We start from the raw sequence: 15,576 nt of genomic DNA, 5'->3' as shown, positions 1-15,576 counted from the left end.
GGAGGCCGGACGGTGCCCGGTTAATTCCGTGGCGTGGCCCGTCGCCGTCGCACTAGGCTCCTGCGCTTTGCTGCCGGGCGGAGGAGGAGGGCTGTGGGCATGGGCTCGGGACGGTTGTACGCGGCCGTCGCGAAGGGGGGATTCAGACGTTACGCGACCTATCGCGCGGCCACTGCCGCCGGGGTGTTCACCAACACGGTCTTCGGGCTGATTTTGGTCTACACCTACCTGGCCCTGTGGGACGAGAAACCGCAGCTCGGAGGGTACGACCAGGCGCAGGCGGTCACGTTCGTGTGGCTGGGGCAGGCTCTGCTGGCCGCCCTGGCGATCGGTGGCGGCGGCTTCGAGGACGAGCTGATGGAGCGCATCCGTACGGGTGACGTCGCCGTCGACCTGTACCGTCCGGCCGACCTCCAGCTCTGGTGGCTGGCGGCGGACGCGGGGCGGGCGCTGTTCCAGCTCGTGGGGCGCGGGGTGGTGCCGTTCGCCTTCGGGGCGCTGTTCTTCCCGGTGGCGCTGCCGCGCGAGGCGTCCACGTGGGCGGCGTTCCTGGTGGCGGTGGCGCTGGCCATGGCGGTGAGCTTCGCGCTGCGCTATCTGGTGGCGCTGTCGGCGTTCTGGCTGATGGACGGCACGGGCGTGACGCAGATGGCGTGGCTCGCGGGGTTCTTCTGCTCGGGGATGCTGCTGCCGCTGAACGTGTTCCCGGGGGCGCTCGGCGAGGTGGTGCGGATGCTGCCGTGGTCGTCGCTGCTCCAGGGGCCGGCGGACGTGCTGCTGGGCGAGGCGGATCCGCTGGGGGTCTTCGTGTTCCAGGCCGGGTGGGCGGCGGCGCTGCTGGCGCTGGGGCGGCTGGCGCAGTCGGCGGCGACACGGCGGGTGGTGGTGCAGGGTGGCTGAGACGGCGCGCGCGACAGGGCGGCGCGGGCGGATCGCCGAGGGGGTGCGGGCCTACGGGCTGATCGCGGGCATGTGGATCCGGTCGACGATGGCCTACCGGGTCTCCTTCGCGCTGACGACGTTCGGGAACTTCGCCACGACCGCGCTGGACTTCGTGGCGATCCTGCTGATGTTCTCCCGCGTGGACGCGCTCGGCGGCTACACGCTGCCCGAGGTGGCGTTCCTGTACGGACTGTCCGCGGTGTCCTTCGGTCTGGCGGACCTGGCGATCGGCTCGATGGACCGGCTGGGCCGGCGGGTGCGGGACGGCACGCTGGACACGCTGCTGGTGCGCCCGGTGCCGGTGCTGGCGCAGGTGGCGGCGGACCGGTTCGGGCTGCGCCGGCTGGGCCGGGTGGTGCAGGGGCTGCTGGTGCTGGGCTACGCGCTCGCCGTGCTCGACGTCGACTGGACGGCGGGGCGGCTGCTGCTGATGCCGCTGATGCTGCTCAGCGGGGCGGCGATCTTCTGCGCGGTGTTCGTGGCGGCGGCGGCGTTCCAGTTCGTGGCGCAGGACGCCTCGGAGGTCGCCAACGCCTTCACCTACGGCGGTACGACGATGCTCCAGTACCCGCCGACCGTGTTCGCGCGGGAGCTGGTGCGCGGGGTGACGTTCCTCGTGCCGCTGGCCTTCGTCAACTGGCTGCCGGCGAGCCATGTGCTGGGGCGGCCGTATCCGCTGGAGCTGCCCGGGTGGGTGGCGTTCACGCCGCCGCTGGTGGCCGCGGCCTGCTGCGCGCTCGCGGGGCTGGCGTGGCGGGCGGGGCTTCGTTCGTACCGGAGTACAGGGAGTTAGCGCGGATGGACATGACCGTGGGGTCCGGGGCGGGCTTCATCGAGCTGGACGGCGTGGAGAAGGTCTTCGACGTGCGCCGCAGGACGGGCTTCCTGAAGCGGGAGCGGCGGCAGGTGCGGGCGGTGGACGGGCTGTCGTTCACCGTGGCGCGCGGCGAGATGGTCGGCTACATCGGTCCGAACGGCGCCGGGAAGTCGACGACGATCAAGATGCTGACCGGGATCCTCACGCCGAGCGGCGGCCGGCTGCGGGTCGCGGGCATCGACCCGTCGCGGGAGCGGACCCGGCTGGCGCACCGCATCGGGGTGGTGTTCGGGCAGCGCACCACGCTCTGGTGGGACCTGCCGCTGATCGACTCCTACCGGCTGATGCACCGCATGTACCGGATCCCGGACGCGCGGTACCGGGCGAACCTGGAGCGCTGCGTCGAACTCCTCCAGCTCGAGGAGCTGTTGGACGTGCCGGTGCGGCAGCTCTCGCTGGGGCAGCGGATGCGCGGCGACATCGCGGCGGCGCTGCTGCACGACCCGGACGTGCTCTACCTGGACGAGCCGACGATCGGGCTGGACGTGGTGTCCAAGGCCAAGGTGCGGGGCTTCCTGCGGGAGTTGAACGCGGAGCGCGGCACCACGGTGCTGCTGACCACGCACGACCTCCAGGACATCGAGCAGCTCTGCTCCCGGGTGATGGTGATCGACCACGGGCGGCTGATGTACGACGGTCCGCAGGCCGGCCTGCACGAGGCGGGGGAGAGCGAACGGACCCTGGTGGTGGACCTGGAGCGCGAGTCGCCGCCGATCGAGGTGCCGGAACCGGCGCGGGTGGTACGGGTGGAGGGCCCGCGGCAGTGGCTGGCGTTCCCGGCCTCGGCGTCGGCCGCGGGGCTGGTGGCCCAGGTCGCGGCCCGGTATCCGCTGGTGGACCTGTCGGTGCGGGAGCCGGACATCGAGACGGTGATCGCCAAGATGTATGCGGAACGGGCGAGCGCGTAGTGTCCCGAGCGGTGACCTCGTAGGCTTCTGTCCATGACCGACGACGCCCCGGACCTCCGTGCTTCCGACGCCGACCGTGAACGAGTCGCCGAGGTCCTGCGGGACGCCCTCGCCGAAGGGCGCCTGGACATGGCCGAGTTCGAGGAGCGGCTGGACGCCACCTACAAGGCGCGCACGTACCGCGAGCTGGCGCCGATCACCAGGGACCTGCCGGTCGGGGAGGGCGGCGCGGCGCCGGCCCCCCGGGTGTCGATGACCAAGGAACCCGCGCGCAGCGGGCAGTGGGCGGACCGGATCACCGGCGGCGAGGGGTCGTCGACGTGGGCGGTCGCCGTGATGTCCGGGTTTCAGCGCAAGGGGCGGTGGACGGCGCCGCGGCGGTTCAACTGCTTCGCGCTGTGGGGCGGCGGTGAGATCGATCTGCGCGAGGCGAACTTCGCCGACGACGAGGTCGTCGTCAACTGCGTCGCGATCATGGGCGGGATGAACGTGGTCGTGCCGCCGGGGGTCGAGGTGGTCGTGCGCGGCGTCGGGATCATGGGCGGCTTCGACCAGCGTGAGGAGGGCGCCCCCGCCGAGCCGGGCGCCCCGCGCGTAGTCGTCACCGGGTTCGCCCTGTGGGGCGGGGTCGGGGTGGAGCGCAAGCTGCCGCGGGCGGAGCGGCAGCGGCTGAAGGAGCAGCGCCGACAGGAGAAGCTGGACCGCAGGGCGGCCCGGAAGGAACTGCACTCGTCGTTCCGGGCCGACGTGGAGGAGGCGCATCGGGCGATGCTGGAGGGGCATCGGGATCTGATGCGGGAGCGGCGGGACGAGGTCCGGGAGGAGCGCAGGGAGCGGCGGGAGCGGAGGCGGGGCGAGGACTGAGCGGGCGGCGTCGCCCGGTGCCCGGCGTGGGCGCGGGGCGCGGGCGTGGGTCGCGCGGCCCGGTGCTACTCGGTACGGCCGCCCCGGGGGCACCTCCCGGGCCGTTGAGGCACTGGGGGAGGCACGACTGCCCGCAGCGGCCGCGGACGACCTCCCGCAGCGGCCGCGGACGGCTGACCTCGGCTAGGACGGCACTCCGGTGCGCTGGTGGGTGGTGAGGGCCGTCAGGTCCAGGGCTGCGGCCATCCGGGCGTAACCCCTGTCGCTGGGGTGGAGGTGGTCGCCGCTGTCGTACTCGGCGCGCAGGCGGCGGGGGTCGTACCGGTCGCGCAGGGCCTTGTCGAAGTCGACGACCTCGTCGAAGACGTGCCCCTCGCGGATCTCCTCGTTGACCTGCTGCCGCATCGTCTCCCGGGCGTCGGTGTAGCCGCCGTAGCCGCCGAACGGCGTGATCGTCGCGCCGACGACCTTCAGTCCGCGGGCGTGTGCCATGTCGACCAGGGTGCGCAGACCCTCGACGATCCGGTCCCGGTCGGCGAGCTCCGGACTGTGCAGGACGTCGTTGACGCCGATGGCGACGACGACCACCTTGACGTCGGTGCGGCCCAGCACGTCGCGGGAGAACCGGGACAGCGTGCTCGCGTTGGCGGCGGGCCGGCCGGGACCGCTGGTCAGCAGCCGGTTCCCGCTGATGCCCTGGTTGACGACGCTGTAGCGGGGCACGTTCCGGCCGCCGGCCGCCGCCGTGCGCAGCCGCTCGGCGAGGAAGTCGGGCCAGCGGTGGTCGGCGTTCATCGTGGCACCGGCACCGTCGGTGATCGAGTCGCCGAGCGCCACGATCGTTCCCACCGCCTCGTGGCTGAGCACGTCCAGCGCGGTCACGTACCGCCAGTACGGGGTCGTGCCGGTGTACGCGGTGGCGGAGACGTCCTCGGTGCGGTCGCCGTCGGCCACGTAGCTGATCTGCCGGGCGTGCGGGTGGTAGGTCACCGGGCCGGACGGCACGGGCGAGTAGCTGGTGATCAGGACGTTCCCGCCGCGGGGGACGGCGATGCGGGCGACGTCGCTCGTCACCTGGCCGCCCGCCGGGACGACGACCCCGGGGCTGCCGGCGAAGGTGAGCCTGCGCATGGTGCCGGGCTCCGCGGCGGCGCCGTCGTCGTCGGCGGCCAGGGCGACGGACGCGTGGGTGACGGTCAGCGGCGAGCGGCCGTAGAGGTTGGACAGGGTGACGCGGGCGCCGGTGCCCGAGGCGCTGGTGTGCACGACGTTGCGTACCGAGCGGCCGGCCATGCCCCGCTCGGCGGTGCCCGGCTCCGGCCCCGCGGGCGAGGTGGACCAGGCGCCGACCCAGGTGCCGGTGGAGGCGGGAGCGGCGTCGTTGTGCGGGAGCCGGCCGCTGGTGAGCGGTGTGCCGTCCCGGGTGCCGTCGTCGAGGCCCACGGTGGCGTATATGGCGGCGGAGACCGCCACGATCAGGGCGACCACGGCGGCCAGCAGGGCTCGGTGCTTGCGGGGAGGCGCCCCCACGCCTCCGTCATGACCCTCGGTCATGCTGTGCTGTTCTCCTCGAAAGAAGGGAGCCCCGAGGGCTCCGTTCCGATGTGTCCATGATGAGGCATGGGCGGTGGTGGCGCGGCCGGGCCCGGCTCCGCCCCTTCGGAACGGACGCCGGGAACTTGTGATCCGTTCCGGGAGTCGGTCAGGAAGGGACAATGTGTGCGGGACGGAACGGCGAACGGTGGAGTGGATGGAACGCACGAGGACACAACGCCCGGACCCTTCCGCGGGTACCGGGCGGGACGCGAGTACGGGCGAGGACCCGGCCGGCGTCCGCCCCGGCGCCCGGGCGATGACGGCGTTCAGCCCCGCCGACGAGGAGAAGCGGCGCGGCGTGCGCCGCATGAAACTCACCGCGACCGCGCTGCTGCTGTTCGTCGCCGTGGTCTACGTGCTGGCCGAGTGGGCCTCCCACCGCGGCGCGGGTGCCTGGGCCGGGTATGTCTCCGCCGCCGCCGAGGCCGGCATGGTCGGCGCGCTCGCCGACTGGTTCGCGGTCACCGCCCTGTTCCGCCACCCCCTGGGGCTGCCCATCCCGCACACCGCGATCATCCCGAAGAAGAAGGACCAGCTCGGCGTCTCCCTGGGCGAGTTCGTGGGCGAGAACTTCCTCTCCGAGGACGTCGTACGCGGACGGCTGCGCGCCGTCGGCATCGGCAGCCGCCTCGGCACCTGGCTGGCCGTGCCCGAGCACGCCGACCGGGTCACGGCCGAGCTGTCCGCCGCCCTGCGCGGCGCCCTCACCGTGCTGCGGGACTCCGACGTGCAGGCGGTCGTCGGCGAGGCCATCACCCGGCGTGCCGACGCCCAGGAGATCGCCCCCGGCATCGGCAAGATGCTGGACAGGGTCGTCGCCGACGGAGGGCACCGGCGGGTCGTCGACCTGATCGTCTCCCGCGCCCACGACTGGCTGGTGCTGCACGGGGACTCGGTGATGGACGCCGTGCAGGGAGGGGCGCCCGGCTGGACGCCCCGGTTCGTGGACCGCAAGGTCGGCGAGCGCGTCTACAAGGAACTGCTGCGCTTCGTCACCGAGATGCGCGACATGCCCGCCCACCCGGCGCGCGGCGCCCTGGACCGCTTCCTCACGGACTTCGCCTCCGACCTCCAGTCCGACACCGAGACCCGGGCACGCGTGGAGCGGCTGAAGACCGAGGTGCTGGGCCGCGGCGAGGTCCAGGACCTGATCGCGTCCGCCTGGACGGCCGTACGGTCCATGATCGTCTCGGCGGCGGAGGACGAGCGCAGCGAGCTGCGGCTGAGGGTGCGGGCCTCGCTGCTGTCGCTGGGCGCCCGGATGGCCTCCGATCCCAAGGTGCAGGGCAAGGTCGACACCTGGGTCGAGGGCGCCGCGGTGTACGTGGTGACCACCTACCGGCGCGAGATCACCTCCCTGATCACCGACACGGTGGCGAGCTGGGACGCCGAGCACACCACGAAGAAGATCGAGGCGAACATCGGCCGTGACCTGCAGTTCATCCGCATCAACGGCACGGTGGTCGGCTCTCTCGCCGGGCTGCTGATCTACACGGTCTCCCGCATTCTGGGGGCGTAGCCCCGCGAGCGGCCCGGCTTGTCCTCTCCGGTCGCGGGCACACGGGAGTCGGCCGTACGGCACGGCCGCCCACGGTCCTCAACGGAGAGGGAGCCCATGACAGCATCGCCGACGCCGGACCCCGTGCCCGCCTCCGCGGGAACCGTCACCACCGCCGTCCCGGCCCGCCTGGACCGCCTGCCCTGGTCGCGCTGGCACTGGATGATCGTGATCGGGCTCGGCACCGTCTGGATCCTGGACGGTCTTGAGGTCACCATCGTCGGCAACGTGGCCGGCCGGATCGCCGAGGACGGCAGCGGGCTGGACATCAGCTCCGCCCAGATCACCGGCCTGGCCGCCGCCCTGTACGTGGCGGGTGCCTGCTCGGGCGCCCTGTTCTTCGGCTGGCTGACCGACCGCCACGGCCGCAAGAAGCTGTTCATGGTGACGCTGGTCGTGTATCTGGCGGCGACCGCGCTGACCGCCGTGTCCTTCGAGACCTGGTGGTTCTTCCTGTTCCGGTTCCTCACCGGTTTCGGCATCGGCGGCGAGTACGCGGCGATCAACTCGGCGATCGACGAGCTGATCCCCTCCCGTTACCGGGGCCGGGTCGACCTGATCATCAACGGCAGCTACTGGCTCGGCGCGATCGGCGGCTCGCTGCTGTCCATCGTCATGCTGGACACGGACATCTTCCCCAAGGACCTGGGCTGGCGGCTCAGCTTCGCCCTCGGGGTGGTCCTCGGCCTGGTCATCCTGCTGGTGCGCCGGCACGTCCCGGAGAGTCCGCGCTGGCAGTTCATCCACGGCCACGGCGGCGACGCCGACCGGCTCGTCACCTCCGTCGAGAAGGAGATCGAGTGGGAGAAGGGCGAGCGGCTGCCCGAGCCGGCCGGTGAGATCACCATCCACCAGCGCAAGAGCATCGGCTTCGGCCTGATCGCGAAGACCGTCTTCCGCACGTACCCGCGCCGCGCCGTCCTCGGCCTGTCGCTCTTCATCGGCCAGGCGTTCCTCTACAACGCCATCACCTTCGGCTTCGGCAGCATCCTCATCACCTTCTTCGACGTGCCGACCGGCCACACCGGCTACTACTTCGCCGTCATCGCCGCGGGCAACTTCCTCGGCCCGCTGCTGCTCGGCAAGCTCTTCGACACGGTCGGCCGCCGGATCATGATCTCCGGTACGTATCTGCTCTCGGGCGTGCTGCTGTTCGGCACGGCATGGCTGTTCGACCGCGGTTCGCTGACGGCCACGACGATGACGGCCTGCTGGTGCGTGGTGCTGTTCTTCGCCTCCGCGGGCGCCTCCAGCGCGTATCTGACCGTCTCCGAGGTCTTCCCGATGGAGACCCGCGCCATGGCCATCGCCTTCTTCTACGCCCTCGGCACCGCCGCCGGCGGCATCAGCGGCCCGCTGCTCTTCGCCGACCTCACGGAGTCCGGCGTGGTCGGCGACACGGTGCTCGCCTTCCGGATCGGCGCCGGTCTGATGTGCGCGGCCGGGCTCGTGGCGGTGTTCCTCGCGGTGAAGGCGGAACGCCGCTCCCTGGAGGAGATCGCCGAGCCGCTGTCGACCGCGGGGGCCGGCGCGAGGACGGCGTCGAAGGAAACGCCGGGCACGGGCACGGCGACCGCGTAGAGTCCGGACCGACCCTCCCGACCGGCCGACCGTCAGGAGCCGCCGATGACCATTCGCAGGATCGTCCCCAACATCCACACCGGCTCCGGGGAGCACCTGGACGACAACCGCGACTTCTACGGCCTGCTGGGCTTCGAGGAGGTCATGGACATGGGCTGGGTGAGCACCCTCGGCTCACCGTCCAACCCGACCGCCCAGATCCAGTTCTTCACCGAGGAACGCACCGGCCCGGTCGTCCCCGAACTGAGCGTGGAGGTCGAGGACGTCGACGCCGTGTACGCCCGGCTCGTCGCCTCGGGCGCGGAGATCGTGCGCGAGCCGCGCGACGAGGAGTGGGGCGTACGGCGCTTCTTCGTCCGGGACCCGGGCGGCCGCGTGGTGAACGTGCTGACGCACCTGGCGTAGCACCGGGCCCGGTGGCCGCCCGGCGGTCAGCCGCGCCGGTCGGCGACCGCCCAGGAGGCCAGCGCGACGGCGCCGGCGACACCGAACACGGAGGGCCAGGCGCCCACCTTCCTGGCCAGCGGGTGCGACCCGGCGAAGGCGGCGACGTACGCGGCCGTCAGCGCGCCCGCGGCCTTCCCGCCGGCCCGCGCCCGCCACTGCCGCGCGGCCGCGGTCCCGGCCACGGCGAGCACGGCCCCGCCGAGCTGCCGCTTCCCGGTCCAGCGGGCCACGCCGTATCCGCCGACGAGACCTCCCGCCGCGACCACCGCGCTGGGAACCTTCGCCATGCCTGCCTCCTGCCGCCTGTTCTGCTCCGGTTTCTCCGACCGAGGCTAGTCCCCGGACGGACCGGTCCACGCACCGGCAGGGGGTGTGACGCAGGCCATACGGGTGCCGGCGGGCGTGGCTGTCACACCGCACCCGGGCGATCCGTCGTAGCAGTGAAACCGAGAACGCGAACGGCCGACGGCCGGTGAACAACGACGGAGAACCACCATGGACGCTCGTCTCAACCTTTTCGGCAACCCGGTCGCGGGCAAGGTCCTGCGGCACATCAACTCGGCGGGCAAGGTCCTGACGGACTCGGCGCTGCCCGCCGCCACCCAGGAACTGGTGAAGATCCGCGCCAGCCAGATCAACGGCTGCGGGTTCTGCCTCGACATGCACACCAAGGACGCCGCGAAGGCGGGCGAGACCGCCCTGCGCCTCAACCTGGTCGCCGCCTGGCGGGAGGCCACCGTCTTCACCGACGCCGAACGCGCCGCGCTGGAGCTGACCGAGCAGGGCACCCGCCTCGCCGACGGCGCCGGCGGCGTCACCGACGAGGCGTGGGCGAACGCGGCCCGGCACTACGACGAGGACCAGCTCGCGGCGCTGGTCGGACTCATCGCCGTGATCAACACGTACAACCGGCTGAACGTCCTCACCCGGCAGCCGGCCGGCGACTACGAGCCGGGCATGTTCGGCTGAGGCCAGCACCACGCGCGACGGCACGCCCCGGGCGGGACGTGCCGTCGTGCCGTGCCCGGCCGTGCTCAGCCGTGCAGGAGGACCGGGAGCCGCTGGTGGCCGTTGCTGATCAGCGACGGCACGGACGGCAGATCGGCCGCCGGGTCGGCGAGGCGGATGTCCGGGAAGCGGTCGAAGAGGCTTTCGAGCGCGAGGGCGACCTCCATGCGGGCCAGCGGCGCGCCCAGGCAGAAGTGGACGCCGTGGCCGAACGCCAGGTGGTCCTTGACCGTACGCGTGGCGTCGAACGTGTCGGCGTCCTCGTGCCAGTCGGGGTGCCGGTTGGCGGCGGCGTACGACGCGAGGATGGCCTCGCCGCGGGCGATGGTCTGCCCGTCGGGCAGCGGGATGTCCGTGACCGCGAACCGCAGCGGCAGGTGCTTGACCGCCGGTTCGTGACGCAGCGTCTCCTCGACCACGTCCTCCCAGCCGACGGCCCCCTTGCGCACCAGTTCGAGCTGGTCGGGGCGGGTCAGCAGGGTGTGGACGGCCTGGTCGATGACGTTGACGGTGGTCTCGTAGCCCGCGCTGATCATCAGCAGCAGGGTGTCGCGCAGCTCCTCGGGGCTGAGCTGCGAGCCGTCGTGCTCGTCGTCCCGGGCGGCGATCAGCAGGGACGTCATGTCGTCGCCGGGGGTGGCGCGCTTCTCGGCGATGAGCTGGTCCAGGCACTCGTACAGCCGGACCGTGTTGGTCTGCGCCTCGTCCTGGCTCAGGGTGGTGTCGAAGACCCCGTCCACCAGGTCGCGGAAGCCCTCCCGGCGGCTCTCGGGCACGCCCATCAGATGGCCGATCACGGCGATGGGCAGCGGGTAGGCCAGCTCCTGGCGCAGATCGACCGGCTCGCCCGCGGGCAGCCCGGCCAGGCGGTCGACGAGAGCGGTCACCATGTCCTGGACGGCCGGCCGCATGGTGGCTATGCGGCGCGAACTGAACGCGGGCGCCACCAGCCGGCGCAGCTTGCGGTGGTTGGCGCCGTACGCGGTGAACATGTTCTCCACCGCCACCCACAGGGCGAGCGGCCAGGTGCCGACGACCTGCCCGAAGGCGGGCCAATGCGCCTTCGCGTCCTTGGACACGTCCGGGCTGGTCAGGAGCTGCTTGAGCAGCGCGGGGTCGGAGACCGACCAGGCCTCCACACCGAGGACGTCCACCCGGGTCGCCGGACCGCGGGAGCGCAGGGCCAGGTGCTCGGCGTGGTGGTCGGCACCGGCGGGGTCGAGGACGAGCGGAGCGAGCGTATCGGCCATGGCGAACTCCTTAGTGGACGGCGGGAAAGGTGACGGGGAGGGATTCCAGAGCGCGGTGGAACGGGCCCGGGCGCCAGGTCAGTTCGGCCGCGGGCACGGCGAGGTCCGTCTCCGGCAGGGCGTCGAGGAGGTGGGTGACCGCGGTCTCGGCGATCAGGTAGGCGTGCGAGCGGGCCGGGCAGGTGTGCGGGCCGATGCTCCACGCCAGATGCGCGCGGTTGCCCGTGTGACGGCCCTCGGGCAGCCCGTCGGTGAGCACCGGGTCGTTGTTGGCGGCCGCCAGGGAGATCACGACCGGCTGGTCGGCCGGCAGGAGCACCCCGTCCACGTCGATGGGGTAACGGGGGTACGAGATGCAGTAGTTCGCCATGGGCGGGTCGGTGTAGAGGACGGCGTCGAGCGCGTCGCGCACCGTGGACAGCCCGGCGTGCAGATCGGCGGAGAACTCCTCGTCGGTGAGGATCTTCAGGACGGTGTTGCTGATCAGGTTCGTCAGCGGCTCGATCCCGGCACCGTAGAGCGTGACGAGCTGGTGCCCCATCTCCTCGTCGTTCAGCTGGGCGGGGTGGCCGATCAGCCGGGACGTGATGTCGTCGCCGGGATGACTGCGGCGCAGCAGCACCAGGTCGGTGACGGCCTGGCCGAGGATCCGGTTGGCCTCCTCGGCGTCCGTCGTGTCGAAGATCCTCGCCATGCCGTCGGCGATGCGCCGGCCGATCTCGTCCGGGCAGCCCAGCAGCGCGCTCAGTACCCGGAAGGCGATGGGGAACGAGTACTGGGTGAGCAGGTCGGCCCTGCCCAGCGCGCGGAAGTCGTCGATCGCGGCGGAGGCCACCTTCTCGACGAGGGCCCGCAGCCCGTGCTGGTCGACACCGCCGATCGCGGCGGTGTTCGCGGCCCGGTAGCGGGCGTGCTCGGCGCCCCCGGACCGCAGCGCGTTGGGCCGCCACTCCATCATCGGCCGGACCGGGCAGGACTTCGGGATCCCCTGCTCCCAGGCCCGCGGATCGGCGGGGAAGTGCAGCGGGTCGTTGAGGATGCGGCGCGCCTGGTAGTAGCCGATCACCAGGGTCGCCGGGACCCCGGGCGCCAGGTCGACGGGGACGAGGGGGCCGTGCGTGCGCCGCATCCACCGGTAGGAGCCGTGCGGGTCGGCGGCGAACTCCGGGGAGTACAGCGGGAACCGGCCCGACGGACTCGTCGGCGCGGGCGCTGCGGAGGGCATCGTCATCGGGGGGACTCCAGGACGGCGGCCGAGCGGTGCTCGGTCAGGTACTCGGTGAGCGTGATCAGGGCGTGCAGGGACGACGTGCGGTCGCGGGCGTCACAGGTCGTCAGCGGGGTGTACGGGTCCAGGGCCAGGGCCTCGCGCAGCTCCGCCTCGGGGTAACCCGGCGCGCCCGGGAAGGTGTTGATGGCGACGGCGTACGGTATGCCCCCGCTGTCCAGCAGACCGAGCGCGTCGTGGGAGGCGTCGAGGTCGCGGGTGTCGGCCAGCACGAGGCAGCCGAGCGCGCCCTCGGCCAGGTCCTCCCACAGCGGCTGGAAGCGGGCCTGCCCCGGCAGCCCGAACAGGTACAGGGCGAGGCTTCCGCCGGCCATGTGGATACGGCCGAAATCCATCGCCACGGTGGTCGTCGTCTTGTGCGGGGTGCCCCGCAGGTCGTCGACGCCGGCGCTGGCCTGCGTGATGGGTTCCTCCATCCGCAGGGGCTTCACCTCCGACACACTGCCGATGAGCGTCGTCTTGCCGACGCCGAAGCCCCCCGCGACCACGATCTTGGCCGACCGCGTCACCGTGGCCGGGACGTAGGTGACGGGCGGGTCAGACCAGGGAGCGCAGTCCACGCAGTACCTCCAGCAGCAGGTCGGATTCGGGCTGATGGTCGCTCGCGGCGACCGGGCTGGTCAGGTGGCCGGAGTCCATCAGCGAGGAGACGAGGATGCGCACCGTGGACGGCGGCAGCTCCAGCGCGGCGGCGATGTCGGCGACGGCCAGGCCGCCCACCGCGCCGGTGAACAGACGCATCACCCGGCGGGCGTCCGGGCCCAGGGAGTCCGTGGGCCCGGTCGCCGCGATGAGCACGCTCTCCAGCCGCACGTCGTCACGGGCGCGGATCTTGCCGCCGGTGCGGACGTAGGGCCTGACCATGTCGGGGTCACGCCGCGGCCCCGTCATACCGGTGAGCCGCCTTCCGCGACGGGCACGCGCTCCGCGGTGCCCAGCTCGTGCCCCACCCGGGTGGCGAGCCGGACCATGTGGTGGGAGATCAGCCCGACGTCGGCGTCCGGCCCGGTCGTGCACACCGACAGCATGGTGTTGCGGGCGGCGGTGGTCGTCAGGCCGATGCAGCCGACCGACTCGATCAGCAACTGCCGCATGCCCTGGCCGCCGGTGAACTCGTCCCACGCCTTGCCCGCGGCCCGCAGCGCCGCCGTCAGCGCGGCGAACTTCTCCCCGTCCTCCTGGCCGATGGTCTCGGTCCGCGCCTTCAGCAGGCCGTCGCTGCTCATCAGCACGGCGTAGCGGACGCCTTCGACGGTGCCGAGTTCCTGGTCGAGCAGCCAGCCCAGGCTGTTGGTGTGTGTGTCTCGCACGATCAGTGTCCTTCTTCGTGTGCGGCGTCGTGTCCGGTGCCGGGTGCCGTCCGGTACGCCGCGTCGTGTTCTGCGGGGGTAGGGGAGGGGTCGTCCAGTCGGCCGCGGCGGGTGCCCTCGGCCCAGGCCGCGGCGATGGCGGGACGGCCGGGCCCGGCGGCGGCGGGGGGCGGGGTGGTGCGGCGCTGCGCGGCGAGGGCCGGGTTGCGCCGGCGGACGGTCAGGCCGCTGGCGGTGGTGGCGGGCGGCGTCCGACCCGCCGCGGGGGTGGCGGGGGGTGCCTGCGGGGCCTGGTGGGCGGTGGCGGCGGGCACGGCCGTGGGGGCGGCCGCGGGTGCCGGTTCGGCCGCGGGGACGGCCGGTGCCGCGGGGACGGCCTCGTGGGCGCCCGACGGCAGTGGTGCGGCCGCGGGGGCCGGCGGCACGGCGGGCGGTTCGGTGCGGGCCGCGGGGACCGAGGGCACGGAGGCGACGGCGGGGCCGCCCGACTCCGGGGTGATGAGCAGGTTCTTCGGCAGCACGATCATCGCCCTGGTGCCCTGGTAGATGTTGGGCGCGGTCAGCTCGACGCGGAAGCCGTAGTTCTCCGCCAGCAGGGACGCCACGCGCAGCCCCGTCTGGGGGTGGGCACCCAGGCGGGTGATGTCGTCGCGCTGCTCGCCGGACATCACGTCGCCGGCCCACAGCAGACGCTCGTCGTCCATGCGCAGTCCGGCGTCGTCCACGATCAGGAAGCACGCGTGGTGGCCCTGTTCGAGGGAGACGTGGACGCTGGCGGCGGGCGGGGAGTAGCGCAGCGCGTTGTCCAGCAGCACCGCGAGGGCGTGCACGACCGCCTCCACCGCGCGCCCCTCGACCGAGATGGAGCCCATCTCGGGGTGCTTGATCCGCTCGTACCCCTCGATACGGCCCATCGCCGCCCGCACGATGTCCGTCATCGCGGTGGCCGGCCAGCGCCTCGAGAGCTTGTCCCCGGCCAGCACGGCGTACCCGGAGGCGGTGAGCAGCATCTGCTGGGCGAGGTGGTCGATCTCCACCAGCGTCGCGTACGCCTCGTCGGAGATGTGCCGCCGCACGCCCTGGCTGACCGCGCGGCCGAGCCGGGCCGCCCGTGCCACCACGTTGTTGGCGAAGCCGCGCACCGCGGCCCGGGCCACGCCCACGGACTCGTGCCGGGCCTGCGCGATCTGCCGCTCGGCGTCCTGCCGGAGCTGCTCGACGGACTGGGCCGCCGCCGCGCGTTCCCGGGCCCGTACGTCCTCCACCGCCGCGGCCACGGCGCCGGGGAGCGTGCGCAGCCGCTCGGCGAGGGGGGTGCCCTCCAGGTTCGGCGGCACCATGAGCGTGGCCCGGGCGCCGTCACCGTCCTGGGCGGCGCCGACCGCCGCGGGGATCACGGTGGCCGTGAGGTGGCCCACGCACTGTTCGGCCGCGAGGAGTTGCAGGGTGAGCCGGTCGGCGTGCCGGCGCAGCAGCTCGGCCTCACGCCGGGCCTGGTCGCGTTTGCGCCGGAAGTACCAGGCGGCCCCGGCTCCGGCCAGCGTCAGCAACACGGCGCCGGTCAATACCAGTTCAGTCATCAGGTCCTCACGGATCGGGAAGCCGTCGGTGTGGGGGTGCGGGCCGGTGCCGGCCGGGGCTGTGAGCGGCCGGGGCCGCGGGGGCCGCCGGGGTGCGGGCCGAGGGGCCGGCGCGGTGGGCGCCGGGAGTCCCGCACGGGGCGGAGGCGGGCGATGCCGGACCGGGGGCGTACGTCCTCGCGGGGACGTGTGGCTCGCCCGGACCGTGCGCTCGGTGCCCGCCGGCGGCCGGGGGCCTCAACAAGCCAGAAAGCGCCGGCGTCTTATGGACCGGGACAAAGGGACGCGCGGACGGCCCTCGCTGTCCTCCCGCGGCACCACCCGGTGCAACGCCCCCGTCACGCTGCCACGTGCCGAGGAGTCATCG

At 72.9% G+C, this 15,576-nt stretch carries 16 protein-coding genes; 8 read left to right on the top strand and 8 right to left on the bottom strand.

What is annotated here, in order from left to right:
- The first annotated feature begins 99 nt into the window (after positions 1-99).
- From ACH499_RS29085 to ACH499_RS29070, 4 genes are read left to right on the top strand one after another with little or no spacing between them, the layout of a single operon-like run.
- A complete protein-coding gene (locus ACH499_RS29085) occupies positions 100-900 on the top strand; it encodes an ABC transporter permease (protein WP_399019454.1) in 801 nt (266 codons plus the stop codon).
- The gene (locus ACH499_RS29080) at positions 893-1,735 is read left to right on the top strand and encodes an ABC transporter permease (protein ID WP_399019452.1); all 843 of its coding nucleotides are present in this window, start codon (positions 893-895) and stop codon (positions 1,733-1,735) included. The genes ACH499_RS29085 and ACH499_RS29080 overlap by 8 nt, the downstream gene beginning before the upstream one ends.
- Before the next feature lie 5 nt (positions 1,736-1,740).
- On the top strand, positions 1,741-2,727 hold the full coding sequence (locus ACH499_RS29075) for an ATP-binding cassette domain-containing protein (protein WP_399019450.1): 987 nt from the start codon (positions 1,741-1,743) through the stop codon (positions 2,725-2,727).
- A gap of 33 nt (positions 2,728-2,760) precedes the next feature.
- A complete protein-coding gene (locus ACH499_RS29070; protein WP_356196218.1) occupies positions 2,761-3,591 on the top strand; it encodes a DUF1707 domain-containing protein in 831 nt (276 codons plus the stop codon).
- Between the two features lie 183 nt (positions 3,592-3,774).
- Here ACH499_RS29070 and ACH499_RS29065 read toward each other — a convergent pair whose 3' ends face one another.
- Positions 3,775-5,145, bottom strand: coding sequence for an SGNH/GDSL hydrolase family protein (locus ACH499_RS29065; RefSeq protein ID WP_399019448.1), 1,371 nt, complete (start codon positions 5,143-5,145; stop codon positions 3,775-3,777).
- Between the two features lie 196 nt (positions 5,146-5,341).
- On the opposite strand from ACH499_RS29065, the gene ACH499_RS29060 reads away from it, so the two are divergent.
- From ACH499_RS29060 to ACH499_RS29050, 3 genes are all read left to right on the top strand, one after another.
- Positions 5,342-6,706 carry a DUF445 domain-containing protein gene (locus ACH499_RS29060; RefSeq protein WP_399019447.1) on the top strand — a complete coding sequence of 455 codons (1,365 nt, stop codon included), beginning with the start codon at positions 5,342-5,344 and terminating at the stop codon, positions 6,704-6,706.
- Positions 6,707-6,802: 96 nt separating this feature from the next.
- Positions 6,803-8,326, top strand: coding sequence for an MFS transporter (locus ACH499_RS29055; protein WP_399019444.1), 1,524 nt, complete (start codon positions 6,803-6,805; stop codon positions 8,324-8,326).
- A gap of 45 nt (positions 8,327-8,371) precedes the next feature.
- Positions 8,372-8,731, top strand: coding sequence for a VOC family protein (locus tag ACH499_RS29050; RefSeq protein ID WP_356196228.1), 360 nt, complete (start codon positions 8,372-8,374; stop codon positions 8,729-8,731).
- A 26-nt stretch (positions 8,732-8,757) separates the two neighbouring features.
- On the opposite strand, the gene ACH499_RS29045 is transcribed toward ACH499_RS29050, so the two are convergent.
- On the bottom strand, positions 8,758-9,060 hold the full coding sequence (locus ACH499_RS29045) for a hypothetical protein (protein ID WP_365592806.1): 303 nt from the start codon (positions 9,058-9,060) through the stop codon (positions 8,758-8,760).
- A 208-nt stretch (positions 9,061-9,268) separates the two neighbouring features.
- Between ACH499_RS29045 and ACH499_RS29040 the strand changes: the two genes are divergently transcribed.
- Positions 9,269-9,742, top strand: coding sequence for a carboxymuconolactone decarboxylase family protein (locus tag ACH499_RS29040; RefSeq protein WP_356196232.1), 474 nt, complete (start codon positions 9,269-9,271; stop codon positions 9,740-9,742).
- A 65-nt stretch (positions 9,743-9,807) separates the two neighbouring features.
- On the opposite strand, the gene ACH499_RS29035 is transcribed toward ACH499_RS29040, so the two are convergent.
- Genes ACH499_RS29035 through ACH499_RS29010 form a run of 6 tightly spaced genes read right to left on the bottom strand, consistent with a single transcriptional unit; the run spans position 9,808 to position 15,209 of the window.
- On the bottom strand, positions 9,808-11,031 hold the full coding sequence (locus tag ACH499_RS29035) for a cytochrome P450 (protein ID WP_399019441.1): 1,224 nt from the start codon (positions 11,029-11,031) through the stop codon (positions 9,808-9,810).
- 10 nt (positions 11,032-11,041) lie between these two features.
- Positions 11,042-12,262: a cytochrome P450 gene (locus ACH499_RS29030; RefSeq protein ID WP_365592797.1), complete on the bottom strand. Its 1,221-nt coding sequence runs from the start codon at positions 12,260-12,262 to the stop codon at positions 11,042-11,044.
- A complete protein-coding gene (locus ACH499_RS29025) occupies positions 12,259-12,879 on the bottom strand; it encodes an ATP/GTP-binding protein (protein WP_356196239.1) in 621 nt (206 codons plus the stop codon). The genes ACH499_RS29030 and ACH499_RS29025 overlap by 4 nt, the downstream gene beginning before the upstream one ends.
- Positions 12,857-13,210 (bottom strand): DUF742 domain-containing protein, encoded by a 354-nt coding sequence (locus ACH499_RS29020; RefSeq protein ID WP_356196241.1) that lies wholly within the window; start codon positions 13,208-13,210, stop codon positions 12,857-12,859. The genes ACH499_RS29025 and ACH499_RS29020 overlap by 23 nt, the downstream gene beginning before the upstream one ends.
- Entirely contained in the window at positions 13,207-13,629 is a 423-nt protein-coding gene (locus ACH499_RS29015; protein ID WP_356196243.1) for a roadblock/LC7 domain-containing protein, read from the bottom strand. Before ACH499_RS29015 ends, ACH499_RS29020 begins: the two co-directional genes overlap by 4 nt.
- A 2-nt stretch (positions 13,630-13,631) precedes the next feature.
- Entirely contained in the window at positions 13,632-15,209 is a 1,578-nt protein-coding gene (locus ACH499_RS29010) for an ATP-binding protein (RefSeq protein WP_399019437.1), read from the bottom strand.
- Positions 15,210-15,576 lie beyond the last annotated feature (367 nt).

It is taken from the genome of Streptomyces sp. NPDC018947, from assembly GCF_044390505.1.
Classification (GTDB): Bacteria; Actinomycetota; Actinomycetes; order Streptomycetales; family Streptomycetaceae; genus Streptomyces.
The sequence above is the reverse complement of the archived record's forward strand: the minus strand, read 5'-3'. Positions and strand labels throughout refer to the sequence as shown.

Excerpts from the sequence above, each read along its gene's own strand:
- ACH499_RS29085 (WP_399019454.1), top strand. The coding sequence starts at position 100 with ATGGGCTCGGGACGGTTGTACGCGGCCGTCGCGAAGGGGGGATTCAGA.
- ACH499_RS29075 (WP_399019450.1), top strand. The coding sequence starts at position 1,741 with ATGGACATGACCGTGGGGTCCGGGGCGGGCTTCATCGAGCTGGACGGC.
- ACH499_RS29070 (WP_356196218.1), top strand. The coding sequence starts at position 2,761 with ATGACCGACGACGCCCCGGACCTCCGTGCTTCCGACGCCGACCGTGAA.
- ACH499_RS29065 (WP_399019448.1), bottom strand. The coding sequence starts at position 5,145 with ATGACCGAGGGTCATGACGGAGGCGTGGGGGCGCCTCCCCGCAAGCAC.
- ACH499_RS29060 (WP_399019447.1), top strand. The coding sequence starts at position 5,342 with ATGGAACGCACGAGGACACAACGCCCGGACCCTTCCGCGGGTACCGGG.
- ACH499_RS29055 (WP_399019444.1), top strand. The coding sequence starts at position 6,803 with ATGACAGCATCGCCGACGCCGGACCCCGTGCCCGCCTCCGCGGGAACC.
- ACH499_RS29050 (WP_356196228.1), top strand. The coding sequence starts at position 8,372 with ATGACCATTCGCAGGATCGTCCCCAACATCCACACCGGCTCCGGGGAG.
- ACH499_RS29045 (WP_365592806.1), bottom strand. The coding sequence starts at position 9,060 with ATGGCGAAGGTTCCCAGCGCGGTGGTCGCGGCGGGAGGTCTCGTCGGC.
- ACH499_RS29040 (WP_356196232.1), top strand. The coding sequence starts at position 9,269 with ATGGACGCTCGTCTCAACCTTTTCGGCAACCCGGTCGCGGGCAAGGTC.
- ACH499_RS29035 (WP_399019441.1), bottom strand. The coding sequence starts at position 11,031 with ATGGCCGATACGCTCGCTCCGCTCGTCCTCGACCCCGCCGGTGCCGAC.
- ACH499_RS29030 (WP_365592797.1), bottom strand. The coding sequence starts at position 12,262 with ATGACGATGCCCTCCGCAGCGCCCGCGCCGACGAGTCCGTCGGGCCGG.
- ACH499_RS29020 (WP_356196241.1), bottom strand. The coding sequence starts at position 13,210 with ATGACGGGGCCGCGGCGTGACCCCGACATGGTCAGGCCCTACGTCCGC.
- ACH499_RS29010 (WP_399019437.1), bottom strand. The coding sequence starts at position 15,209 with ATGACTGAACTGGTATTGACCGGCGCCGTGTTGCTGACGCTGGCCGGA.